Source organism: Methylomonas rivi (genome assembly GCF_024505165.1).
Lineage (GTDB): Bacteria > Pseudomonadota > Gammaproteobacteria > Methylococcales > Methylomonadaceae > Methylomonas > Methylomonas rivi.
This window is the reverse complement of record NZ_JANIBK010000110.1, coordinates 1-13,474: the sequence shown is the minus strand read 5'-3', so window position 1 is coordinate 13,474 and position 13,474 is coordinate 1. Positions and strand designations below refer to the sequence as shown.

The window sequence follows — 13,474 nt, the reverse complement described above, 5'->3', positions numbered from 1 at the left end:
GGCGCAATAACCAGCGGGCATTGCGCCGTATTTTCAAACTACTCAAACTCATATAAATCCTCATCATTTCCTGCCCAATTTAAAGGATAAACACCGCGTTCGACCCATCGATAAAAGGTCGAGTACGGCCAGTCTTTTACTTGCTTAACCCAGCCATGTTTCACCGGGTTATAGTGGATATAATCCAGATGTGCTTGAAAATCCGCCTCATCCCGTATCAAATGTTCCCAGTAGCGCCGTTGCCAGATGCCGCGTTCTCCATGTTTAATCCTAATGGCCGACCTTCGCTCAGTTTTCGGTATTGCCTTGGAAAAGCCCATTTTTATTAATCGTATTCGCGTCGCATAGTCGGTATCGTTTGCCGGCAGTTCGATCAAACAATGCATATGTTCTGGCAACACCACCCAGCCATGAGTTTTAAAAGGATGATTCGCCTTTACCGCTTTGATCGAATCTCGTAAAAATTGAATATGCTGTACCAACATGTCGTTATTTTTTCTTTGCAAAAAATTGATCGTAAAAAAATAGGTTCCGCCAGGATGCCAAATTCGCCGGTAATCCATTTTTTTAATATCAATACCAAGTTCATTAAATACGGCGCAATGCCCGTTGGTTATTGCGCCCTACGCGGGCTAGCACTTCTGATAGCTTTGAAGTGCTGAGAGTTACACCAGGATTCGTGATTGAGGTACCGCCAACATTGACCGATTGGCCATATAGGACGGTCACTTTACCTTCCGCAGAAATGGAAAGATTTTCTGCTAATTGGGTAAGATCAGCTTTGGTTAAGTTACTTGAACTCAACTGAGTTAATGCATCGGTAACAGAAATAGCCATTGTATCCTCCTTGATTTAGAAATTAGAAAATTGGTGGATATAAGACTTTCTGTTTGCGGACCCAGCCGATCCATAAGACTGCAAGGCTTCTTTCAAGTCAGCGTAGATGTCTTCATATTTCTGTTTTACCTCGTCTGATTCAAATTTCGGTTCACCACCAACCCGGTGCATTGTCCAAGACAGTGTGTTTGTTTCTTTCTCCCAAGTAATAGAGAATGAATAGCTATAAATTTCTCCCTTCCAGGAAAATAGAAAAATCTTGATATTGCTTTCAACACCACGGCCATTCATACTCAACATCAAAAATACATTTTTTTCTTTGTCATATGTCCAGTCAAGACCGGGGTTAGCTAAATGGTATTTTTTCTGCAATTCATCCAAATGATATTTTTCAATATCATCTTTTGTTGCATATTCTGTTGTGAATGCCATGCCATACTCCTTATTAAATAACTAAAAATCAAAATAATTAAGATGTGCTGAACAAAACAAAGCGCCATAATCGCATTTTTCGCGCTTCCTTTTGTTCATCACACACTATATCGGGCCTGTTTGCGATGTCCCCCAAGGCCTTAAGGCGCAATGCCATTTGGTTATTGCGACGAATTTCCTGTGTCTTTCTCTTTATTTAAATTCATATTAATCTCCGTCAGTTTCTGTCCGGCTAACATAATAAGGCGCAGCCAAGAGAATGTCGGCTCGGTCTCCTACGCCCAGTTCCCGCCTTCGCCGCAGAACCGCACCCGGATATGTAGCGGGCGGCAATGTAACAAAACTCTTTGTAAGGATGTCCTTACAGATTTCGATGAAACATCTTGCCTGTCTGTATCAGGGTAAGCGTTACCGTGTAACGCCGCTGCCGCGTTCGGATCGCTTGCCAGGGCGTCGTCGCCCGTGCTGCCCAGCAGCGTGTCGACCTGTAAGCCGACGGCGTCCAGATAAGGCTTCAACCGGGTCTGCATCACCAAACTGCTGTAAACCGACTCTTTTAAACTGTCGTAACTGCGTTGCAACCCGATAAGGTGCACTGATAAGCCCATAAGATGCGCCGATAGGATGCTGCCGACGCAAGGAGGCGCATCGTTCGCGGCACTCGATACCTTGAATTTCATATTGCTCATTACCTCCCCAATCATTTGAATAAATGCCTTGTTTTAAATACTGGTGAAAACTGGAATACGGCCAATCCACCACCTTCTTTACGTAGCCATGTTTGACCGGATTCCAATGGATGCAGTCAATATGCCGATTAAAATCTTCTTAGTCTTCGATTACCCCATAGCCAAGGTCTGCGCTGTTTTCGACTTGCCCAAGCGGTAGTTATAGTAATTACCGTGATTGTAATCAGAAGATAAATCGCGGAAAATAATAATATTGCTATTAACTCCATTGTGAACCGCCAATAAAAAGAGGCGCATCGGTCAAGTTATTCAGGGCCGATCGGGTCGGGGTGACGGGATTACGCCCGTCACCTCTCCCACACCACCGGACATGCGGTTTTCCGCATCCGGCGGTTGAACCCGGCAACTTCTTATAACGTCGCAAAATCTGATGGCACCCACAGTCCCCAGCGCCTGAGCGCTGGCATTGTTCAGCACGGTTTGCAGCATCGGGCTATAGGCATTTCGCCATGCCCCTACCGAACCGCTCGCCTGTTTTAGGTGATACGGTTTGGCCTTCAGGCGCCTCAAGGCATTCAGCCGGTCTTTCCGGTTGTGCCAGCGCTGCCAGAAGCACGGTATAGGGGTCAGGTCTTGCATTAATGCATTTTGTTGGCCTTCTCATATCGCCATATTCCAAGTGTTGTCACATGATGCCGCTCCGAGCAGCACGGCATTAATTGTGTAGCCGTTGAAATATTCCAGGATGGTCAGTTTATCGGCCAGGGCGGTGTAGGCGTCGCTGTTGACGGTATGGTTTTGCGTGTTGACGGTTAAGTTGTGGCGGTCGTAGATGCATGTGATAGTAGCGGCGAACCTGGTCAAAAGTTGCGCCAAGGCCGTATGGCACCATAACCCGCAGGCATCGCGCTGTAGTTCTAGTTTGTTCGAATCATGCAAGTTCATATCAATCTCCGTCTATATCTACTCAGCCAAGATAACAAGTCGCTGCCAACTGCTGAACCGCATGGTTTCCTCTATTCGCTTCCCGCCGGCTTGGTGCGCCGATAATCTTCGTCCGGACGCGCGGCGGGCGGCAATGTAACAAATCCCTTTGCAAGAATGTCCTTACAGGTTTAGATACACACTCTTGTAGTTCGCGCCTGCCACACCCGCTGCGGGTGCGGCATCCCTTCGGTGTATTCAAATTTATTCAATAGATTGCTAATAGCCCATCCCTTTATAGGATTCGGTTTTTCGGTGTCGGGTTATGTGTTTTTCACGCGGTGCTTGTGCATTTGCTAAGCAATGTATGCTAACGATGAAAGTTAGCGTATTGTCTCTAATAGCCTTACTCGTTGCGATTGTCCGAACGTACAATCGGCGAATACATAGTTGCGCAAGCCGGTCAGCACCAACAGGCAGGCCACTGGAGAGTAAATGCAGAATCGACAAGCAGGAAGGCGAAAACAGCGCGGCTAACAGGCCGCGTGATTAACCTCTCGGCTCACTCGCGATAGTGACGGCGCTATTGCCAATTAGCGGCCAACACCGGCGCCAACTGGGTTTGGTAGTCCGGCGGCGCAAAGGCCGCCATGGCGTTGACCAGGTTTTCCACTTGGCTGTCCAGTAGGGTCAGACCGTCGGCCGTTTTGAATTGTTCGACATGGTAGGCCGAGCCGGAGTACCAATCCCGGACAATCCACCTATCGTCGGTGCCGATAATGCTGGCTTCAAGATCGTTGCCGATGTGTTGGAACCAGATTTGATCGGCCGAAATATCCGACAAAAATTGGCCAACATCGACATTACCCGCCACGGCATCGTTCTCGATCACGGTATCGGTACCGTAACCGCGGCCCAATACATAGGTGTCGCTGCCTTGGCCGCCGATTAATGTGTCCGCTCCGGTGCCGCCGTCCAATAGATCGTTGCCGTCCAGGCCGAAGCGTAAGGCGCCATTCCACGCCATATCCACCCGGCCGGCAATCAGGTTTTGGCCATCCAATGCCGCGCTGCCTTTACCGATATCGTACTGCACGCCGATTGAATTCGAGGCTATGCCTCGGCCGTTTACTCGAATACTGTCGACATAAAGATTGCGATCCTGTATCGGATTTCCAGCAATGTAACCGTCGTTGCCGAAGACTACATCAACCTTGTAAGCATCTAAACCTAACAATGCCGGATCGACGCTATAGTCGGCGAAGTCTGTTGTGTTGCTTACAGCAAAAGAGGTTTTGAGTATTCCGTCGACATACACATCCATTTGCGCGGCAACGCCGTCGTTCAGCAACGAGGCCTTGGCGGAAATGACGAGTTGATTCAGCGGCGCCGATGACGAGGTTTCGTCCAAGCGGCCGCCGTAAAGTACGTCGTCGCCGGTGCCGCCATATAGCGCGTCGTCGCCGTCATTGCCCAATAGTATATCGCTGCCGTCCTTGCCATACAGCTGGTTGCCGGCTTCATTTCCCGTCAAGTTATTATCAAGCGTATTGCCGGAACCGTTGATGTTGTCCGTCCCCGTTAAGATCAGATTCTCCAGATTGGCGGTTAAGCTGTAACTGATGGAAGCTTTCACGCTATCCACACCGGCATTCGCCGCTTCGCTGACCACATCGCCGTTGTTGTCGACCACATATTCATCGTTGCCTTGACCACCTTCCATGCGATCGGCTCCCAGTCCGCCATCCAATCGATTATTCGCCGCGTTGCCCAGTAAAGTGTTGTTCAGGCTATTTCCGATAGCATTAATGGCATCGGAACCCGTCAAACTCAGATTTTCGACATGGGCGGCCACGTTAAGATCATAGGATATCCGGCTGCGGATGGTATCGAATCCGCCGTCGGCGGTTTCGTTTACCGTATCGGCGATATTGTCGACCAAGTACACATCATCTCCTAAACCACCTGACATTATGTCGGTGCCGGTGCCGCCGTCCAACAAGTCGTTGCCTTCCAGACTGAAACGCAGTGCTCCATTCCAAGCCATAACCACCCGGCCAGCTATCAGATTTTTGCCGTCCAACGCCGTGCTTCCGCTGCCAAGATCGTACTGCACGCCGTTTGCCGTTGCGGCGATGGTTTGATCGTTGACCCTGATATGGTCGATATAGAGATTGCGATCCTGTACCGGGTTACCGGCCAGATACCCATCGTTGGCGAAGGCGATATCGATACGCCGCCCCGAGCCCAACAAAGCCGGGTCGACACTATAATCGGCAAAACCATCCGTATTGACGACATCGAAGGACGCTTTCAACAGCCCATCGACATACACCTCCATGCGAGCGGGAACACCATCGTTCAGCAACGAGGCTTTGGCGTTGATGACAAGCTGTTCAATTAAGCTGGCGTTAGGCGTATCTTCATTACCATCGCCGTAAAAAATATCGTCGCCGGCGCCACCTATCAGGGTATCGTTGCCATCCAATCCATTGATGCGGTCGTTGGTATTAGTGCCGATGATAATGTCATCCAACGTTGTACCTGCCAAGTCAAAGCCGCGCGCCAATAGCTGTTCAAGGCTTAGCACACTGCCATTGCTAAAGGTAAAGGTATCGATAGAGGAACTATTAAAGACATCGTCCGGATTGAAACCCTCGATATGCACTTCGTTGCCGTTGCCCAGATCAAGCGTTAGCGAACCCAACCGCAGGGTAATATCATTTGGCGTTATCCCGGAGCCGAAGCTGATGGTGTTGTTTTCTCCCACGGCATCAACGATGGTATCGCGGCCATCATTCAGGTTGATGATGTAAGTGTCCCGGCCGCTACCACCTTCCAGTAAGTCGTTACCCGCACCGCCGACCATGCCATCATCGCCCTCCGTGCCTTGCAAGACATCATCGCCGGCAGTACCGGCAACGACAGGATTCACCGTCAAGGAAAAGCTATCGCTGATCGATGCGCCGAAGCGGTCCGTCACAGTGACGGTGATTTCGGTTGAGCCCAGCGCATCGGCATCGGCTATGCCGGTAAAAGTACGCGTTTCCGGATCGAACGTTAACCAATCCAACGTTGGGGAATAGCTGTAGTCCATCACATCGCCAGCATCGGCATCAATGAAGGCATCCGTCGGCAACGCACACGAAAACGCCATGCCGGCATAGGCCTGTCGATCGCTCAATGGCGCATTCAGTATGGGCGCGTGTTCCGGGGAAGAGCCGGCCAAGGTCAGCATTTGCGCCATCGTCATTTGGCTGCCGTCGGCGAATTCGAAAAACTCAATGCCGGTGTTTAATTCGTTATCCGCATCCGGGCGAGGCAAGACAATCTTAACAACAGAATCTGTTTGCCAACCGATATTCAAGGTCTCAAACCAAGTGACAGTACCGTTGTTGAGCGGAGATAACGCTTCGCTGCCCCAGGAAATACTAAAATCAGACAATGCGATATCTGGTCCAAAGACTACGGTATCGGTATCGCCAATATTTCCCTCGTCATACAGTAAATCTGTTCCGACATCCGAACTATTGAAAAAATAGCGCTTGTCGAGTGTATGGAAATAATAGCGGTCGCTACCCGCTCCGCCCGACAATAAGTCGTCGCCCGCGCCACCGAATAACCAATCGTCGCCCTCGCTCCCCAATAAATTGTCGTCGCCAAAGTCCCCAAACAAATCGTCCGGGCCGGATTCGCCCAACAATTCATCGGCATCCCAACTACCCGATTGTCGCCCGCCAAAACGCGCGATCTCGGGCCGAACCGGCATGCCGGGCAATGCCAACAGCTGTGTCATTGTCAGGCTGCTGCCGTCGGCGAATTCGAACAGTTCGACCCCGAGGCTTTCGCGCTCGTTATTTTCCACGAGTTCGCCATACTCATTCAGGAAAAGGGTAGGCATGACAATTCTAGCCACAGCTCCCGGCCACCAGCTAATATCCAGGGTTTGGAATAATCTGATCTGCGATTCGTCGTAGCTGCCGTACACATGGTCGGGCAGCATTTCGCTACCCCAGGAAAAGGTCAGGTCGGACAGCGCGATACCTGCGCCGAACACCACACTGTCGGTATGCGAAACCACAGTGGTTTGATCCTCACCATATCCTCGAGTCCTATCCACATCGTAAATCAGATCGGTGCCGGCATCGCCCGCCAGAAAGTAATAGCGGTCCGATCCGTCTCCGCCGCGCAGAATGTCGTCTCCTTGTCCGCCGATTAACTGATTCCCGGTTCTGTCGCCGATCAACACATCGTTGCCCGCACCGCCATCGAATAATGCGGAGAATTCCGATAGCGCGGACAAGTTGGAGGAAACCCCTTCCGATTCGTTATTCTTAACTCGAAGCGTATCGTTGCCGGCACCCGCGCGGATTATTCCGAAATAACCGATAGTTCGAATATCGTCGTCCCCGTCGGTACCGTTTATGATGCCTATGTCAACATTCTTGACAGCCGTCTCCACCTCAAAAGTGGTCGGTAGCGTTTGTAGGTTGTAGAAATTTTGCGCATCGGCGGCATCAAGGACATAACCCGAACCGTCGGCGTCGGTAATCGACACGGTTGTCGCAAAATATGAGGTTTGCGTTGTGGTTCGCGTGTAGGCCAGCTTTGTATCGTAGACATAAGGGTTGGGTACGGCACTGATGTTTAAGGCCAATAGCAGTGCCTGCAACTCCTCGGCAGTATATAGATAGTGCCCAACCGAGACCATATAGGGTTGCGTGTCTGAAACGGCCTGTGGCGCGCCCCAGCTGACTTGCACGTTTTTCGTTTGATAGCTGGTAGGCTCGTCAGCGTAATTGGCGGCTTCCTCGGCAGAATATGTCGATATGTTCAGGCGACCCAAGGCAAATCCGTAGTTTTGGCTTAGCCTGTACTGGGTGGCGTTGTTCGGTACAAAGCCGGTATAACCGGCCGCCCGCGAATATGTATTAATCTGTTGGCTGACGCCGAGCCGCAGATCGCTTAGCCAACTGCCGTCCGCTTGCCGCACCATGCCTTGTTCGCCATACCATTGAGCAACCTCGTCGCCGATTTGGGCCAGAAAATTATCTTCCAGGCGTTGTAGATCGCCTTGCCCGGCAAGGACTGCGGCGTTATCGGCCAGAACAGCGACCAAATTTTTCCAGACACCGCTCTCGTTTGCGGTCACCCGCCAGTCATGCGGCATGCCGTAGTAATTCGTCAACCTCAGGCTGTCGGCGGCAGCCGTTATGCCCAATATTAAATCGTCGCCGATTCGCTCGGCTGTCAAGCGAGTTAGATCATACCCACCAATCTCGATTACCGAGCTCTCGCCGCTTAGTTCAAATACTCGGTCTGCGCCGCTACCGGGCGCTAAACGGTAAGTATCCATACCGGTCTCGCCATGCAAATCGTCATCGCCGCCGTTACCGATCAACACATCATCACCAGCCCCGGCAATCAGAACGTCGCGGTATTCGGTGCCCAGCAGCGTGTCGTCGCCGGCGCCGCCGGTTTGCGGGGCTATCGCCAACGTCGACAGGGTGTCGGCGGTAACGGTTTGGCCGTCGGCGAAGACGAAGCTTTCCACCCGGTTGGCCGGATCGTTGTACCAGCCGCTAACAGTGATGGCGTCGCTCAGGCCGGCCACATTCACGGACAGGTCGCCGTTGGCTCGGCGCGAGAACATCACATCGTCAAAGGCGATATTATCGCTAAAGCTGACCCGGTCCTGGCTGGTTTGGCCGGCTTCGCTGTAATCGAATTCTAAAATGGTGTCCTGACCGTCGCCCAGCCGGTAACGGTAATCGTCCGAACCCAGACCGCCCTCTAAAATATCGTCGCCTTGCCCACCCCATAGCGTGTCGTTACCGTAATGACCGGATAAGCCATCCGCGCCCCTGCTACCCAACTGGGTATCCGCACCGCTGCCGCCATAGTCGTTGTCCACCTCAAGGCGGTAATCCAGCAGCAGTTCGTCCGCCGTCAGCCGCGCGCCGTCGGCAAATTCGAAGCCGAAACTACGGTAGCCTTGGGTGATGGTGGCCAGCTCGGCCCCGTCCACGCTCAATGTCAATGCAGCGTCACCGGCCAGAGTCGAGGTGCGAACAGTCAAATCATTGGCATTGATGTCCGTAGCGAATTTGAGCAGATTTTGGCCCTGCGTGTCGGTGATCAAATCACCGCCGGCATCGGCGCCCAGTTGGTACTCGTCGTTGCCGCTGCCGCCCAGCAGTAAGTCTCGGCCGGCTCCGCCGATCAGCGTGTCGTCGCCTTCGCCGGCATCCAGAATGTCGGCGCCATCACCACCGTTTAACATATCGTTGCCGGCACGACCATAGAGTTTGTCCGCGCCTAGCGCACCGCTGAGCCTGTCGGCACCGCCACCGCCGGATAGACTGTCGGCTCCGGCACCGCCATACAATATGCCGCCGGTATCGCCCAGTTGCAGGTTCAAGGCAGTGTTCAGTTGGGTACCGACCAAGGTTTCCAAATCCAATGCGTTGCCGCCGGCAAATGCCAGCGTGGCGTCGGTGCCGTAAAAGGCGTCTTCGAGTTTGAGGGTTTCGCCGTTGCCCAAGGCAATGTCCAGCCGCAGGTATTGGTTTTGCGGGCCGTAATGGGCGACCGACAAACCCGCCGCGCCCAAGCCGGTGACGGTCAGCCGGATGGTGCTGTGGCCTTCGGTGTCGTTGATGGTATCTTCACCATCGACGTTGAGGTAGTCATCGTCGCCGGCACCGCCGGCCAAATAGTCCGCGCCCGCACCGCCGTCCAGGGTGTCGTTGCCGGCCTGTCCAAACAGGTTGTCGTTTCCGCCGTAGCCGTTGATGCGGTCGGTGGTGTTGGTGCCCATGATGGTGTCGTCCTGCTCGGTACCGTCCAAATCGAAGCCTCGGGCCAGCAATTGCCCGATACTGAGCGCCGTACCGTCGGCAAATTGAAAGCCGCCGACCGCCGAACTGTGGAAGACGTCGTTTGGGTCGAAGCCTTCAATATGCACCGCGTTACCGTCGCCCAAATCCAACATCAACGACCCCAAACGCAAGGTGATATCGTCCGAGTCGACACCTTGGCCGAAGATGATTTTGCTGTTTTTTTCCTGATCGCTATCGATAATGGTGTCGACACCGTCGCCCGCGTTGACGATGTAGGTGTCGAAACCGGCACCGCCATATAACATGTCGTCGCCGGTACCGCCGATCAAGGTATCGTTGCCGTCGCCGCCGTCCAGCGTATCGGCGTCGGCACCGCCCAGTAGCGTGTCGTTGCCGCCGTTGCCGTATAGGTAATCATTGCCTATGCCGCCTTCCAGGCTGTCGTTGCCGTGGTATTGGGCGGATAGATCGCTTTCAAAGTCGTCGCCAAACAGGATGTCTACGCCGCTACCGCCGATCAGGGTGTCGTCTTCGCCGCCGCCGATTAACTGATCGTCGCCGTCGCCGCCGTCCAGATAATCCTGGCCGTGGTATTGCCCGGGCAGTTGTGTTTCGTTTAGATCGTCGCCCCATAGAAAATCGTTTTCGCCGCCGCCCAGCAAAATGTCGTTTTTGCCGCCGCCATAGAGTTGGTCGCTGCCGGCGCCACCGTCCAGAAAGTCGTTACCGTGGGACGAAGCGGGTGTGGTGGAATAGAAACCGGCTTCGATGGTGCCGTCGCCTTCCAGGTAATCGTCGCCCGTGCCGCCGGCGATAACGTCGTTGCCGCCGACGCCCCGCAATGTATCGTTGTCGTTACCACCGTCGAGATAGTCGTTTCCCCGCCCGCCGATTATCCGGTCATCCCCGGCATCGCCGTAGACAACATCGGCGGCATTATCCTGTATTAGAGAGCCGCCGCCGTATATGGTGTTACCACCGTTTTGATTGGCGGCAACACCCCAGGTGCTGCCGTGTATCCAGGCTGGGGTGTTCGCCGCCAAAGAGTAGCTGTCTTGCCAATTATCGTCCGCTTTGCCGCGTTGCGGGGTGTTGAGACCGGTGGCGCCGAGGATTTGGTCGTTGCCGGCGCCGCCGTGAATGAAGTCGGAACCCGCACCGCCAGCGATCAAATCGTTACCCGCGCCGCCGTCGATTTGATCGTCACCCGCCCCGCCGTCCAGGGCGTCGTTGCCGCCCAATCCGTCGATTTTATCCGCATCGGCGGACCCGGTGATGACGTCGTTGAAATCGGCTTCGGCGATACCGCTGCCGAGCGTGCCGTCCGCGTTCCAACTGACGGCGCCCCATTTGTAGGTGTTATAGCGAAGGTCGCTGGCGTCGATATTCAGGTCGACCTCAACGCCAATCAATGGCGCCCTTTGGTCGCCGGTGTAAATGCGCACAACGGCAGCCGGCGCCGCACCATCGCCCAAGGTGATTCCCATACTGCCGATTGCGCCCGGCCGCCAATTTTGGATTTTAATGACGTCGCTGTCTTTGAGGATGTAGAGAGTTTGGCTATTGCCGACTTCGGTTTGCAGGCGATAGGTGATGTGGTTTTGTTGGTCTTGCCAAGTGGCGGAGCTAAGCTGTTGCCATTCGGCGCTGTCGATGCCGGTCTGGCCTTTGATTTGGATGCCGCCCAGGGTGATTTTGCCCAGGCCGTCGGTGTCCAAAATGGTGTCCATGCCGTCGCCGGCGATAAAGGCATAGATGTCGCTGCCGGCGCCGCCTTCCAGGTAGTCGTTACCTTTTCCACCAGTCATGACGTCGTCGCTTCCGCCGCCATAGAGGTGGTCGTTTTTATTGCCGCCGGTAATCTGTTGAGCGTTGTCGTCACCGAAAATAATTTGGCGGCTGTTTTCTGCCAACGTTTCGGGGCCGGTGAGAATCAAATGAGTGTCGTCGAAAATACCGGGTAGTGCATAGTCTTCGAAGATTTGGTCGGCGGAGATAGAACTAGCGAAATTGGTATCGTCATGGTTACGTTGCAATAAGTGACTTAACATTTGAGCACGGTCTGTCAACCATTGATCGGTGATTTTGCCTTGACCGGTAGTGGGGTTATAAAAGTCGAGTGCACCGTTGTTGTGTACGTTGTAGTCGGCACCCACCACAGCAAATGGATTGAGTTCAGTAAGGGCGTAGCGATAGGCGAGGCCTTCGGCTGTGTCGAGTGAGGCAGAACCGGCAAGGCTGGCGACATCGACGATTCGCAGGTCTTGGTAGTTGGGTTTGAGTTGCGGGTTTAATACGGTTGCATCGTCAAAAAGCTCATCTTTCAATGCGGCCAGATTGAAGTGGTAGATTACCCGCGAATTGAGACTATCTCCTTCATCGCCTATCGGCGTGTCGCTGATTGAATTACCGATAAACAAATGTACCAAAGCATCCAAAATGCTTTCCAGGGATGCATCCGCCTTATTGGAACCGGATTCAAACAAGTTATTCATTCTGGTAATATCGAAAGTATTGTCTATCCGAGCAAGTACGTCTCCTAAAGCCAAAGCATCCGTCAGTTTGTACATATAGTGATTGGGGATGCCGGTGCTTTCTTCGTTGAAAATTTCGACTCGCTGTCCAACTTGGCTGGAAAAAAACGAATTGGTGGTGACATTTATACCGTGTTCTGCAAAACCGTTTGCCTGCTCCGATGAAGATGGCAAGCGCCCTAATCCAGTACCGATTAACCGTTCGATTTCCTGAAATACAAAATTGCTATTGCCGTTAAAACCTGCACTATTAAATGTGGTGACATAATCTATGGCGACTTTACCTTCGCCCGTCGAACCTGCGGATGTACCAAACAAACGTGCAAAGGCGCTTGCCAAATGGCCGCCTAAACTGTGCCCATTGACTTCCACATTCGTTACGCCAGTTAGCAAGCCTTGTCCTTGCACCGAAGGTGCACTACCAAATTCATAAATGATTTGCGGTGGGATTGAATTATCGATAACCGGTACAACTGTAATTTGCGGCGCCATTTCTGATGTGGTGATCTTTAACCACCAATTCACTAACTCTGCAATTTGCAGGCGAGCCGCACCACTGGTGACAGCTAAATCTATATCCGTTAAAAAATCCTGGACATTCTCGGTACCAGTCAGGGAAACGTATACTTTGCCATCATTACTCCGCCAGACCGTGGCATCAAAACCGCTTCCGGTTAGGTCATCGGAGTCAATATGAGTCACCACTGTGAAATTGTCGGCGATATATTGCGCCAATATTGGGGTCATACGGTCGTTTAAAAAATTAAATAAAGTTTGTCCTGTTATGTTTTCCCGATTACCAACAAGTGCATAGGTCGCATCAGCAAGCAACGCATTAATATAATTATCATGAATAGTAGTCATAGTCTTCTCAATTAATGACGATAATATTGAATTTCTTTTTGAAATTATCTTGATTTGGCGGGTAACACGCTCGATTAAAAAGCAGCGGACTATTGGTTTCAGAAATGCCAAGCGTTCGAATTAGCCATCCGCCTGTCGCAATAAGTGTGTGCGAGCTCACCAGAGTCTTGCCCGTTTCTACATCTTTATATACTTCCGGATAAATTTGTATGCACACAGCAGTGCCTTCGGCATAAATATTTTTCCCGCGTGGTACAGAAAAAACTTTTTTATTCATGGCATTTTTCTCGTCAATATATTGAACTGCATATGTTTCACAAAGCGCTTTAAATTGAATTCTTCCAATAATTTC

General features: G+C 52.2%; 8 protein-coding genes. All 8 read right to left on the bottom strand.

Annotated features, from left to right (window positions below; translation table 11 throughout):
* Positions 1-38: 38 nt before the first annotated feature.
* Positions 39-563, bottom strand: a complete 525-nt coding sequence (locus NP596_RS15870) for an REP-associated tyrosine transposase (protein ID WP_256616366.1) — start codon at positions 561-563, stop codon at positions 39-41.
* Between the two features lie 25 nt (positions 564-588).
* Positions 589-837, bottom strand: coding sequence for a hypothetical protein (locus NP596_RS15865; protein WP_256616365.1), 249 nt, complete (start codon positions 835-837; stop codon positions 589-591).
* A gap of 15 nt (positions 838-852) precedes the next feature.
* Entirely contained in the window at positions 853-1,269 is a 417-nt protein-coding gene (locus NP596_RS15860; RefSeq protein ID WP_256616364.1) for a hypothetical protein, read from the bottom strand.
* Between the two features lie 275 nt (positions 1,270-1,544).
* Positions 1,545-1,958, bottom strand: a complete 414-nt coding sequence (locus tag NP596_RS15855; protein ID WP_256616363.1) for a hypothetical protein — start codon at positions 1,956-1,958, stop codon at positions 1,545-1,547.
* Positions 1,959-2,267: 309 nt separating this feature from the next.
* A complete protein-coding gene (locus NP596_RS15845; protein WP_256616362.1) occupies positions 2,268-2,597 on the bottom strand; it encodes a hypothetical protein in 330 nt (109 codons plus the stop codon).
* A 21-nt stretch (positions 2,598-2,618) separates the two neighbouring features.
* Positions 2,619-2,903: a hypothetical protein gene (locus NP596_RS15840; protein WP_256616361.1), complete on the bottom strand. Its 285-nt coding sequence runs from the start codon at positions 2,901-2,903 to the stop codon at positions 2,619-2,621.
* A gap of 562 nt (positions 2,904-3,465) precedes the next feature.
* The gene (locus NP596_RS15835) at positions 3,466-13,005 is read right to left on the bottom strand and encodes a calcium-binding protein (protein ID WP_256616360.1); all 9,540 of its coding nucleotides are present in this window, start codon (positions 13,003-13,005) and stop codon (positions 3,466-3,468) included.
* Positions 13,006-13,129: 124 nt separating this feature from the next.
* The coding region (locus NP596_RS15830; RefSeq protein WP_256616358.1) for a hypothetical protein at positions 13,130-13,474 on the bottom strand (345 nt) is incomplete at its 5' end.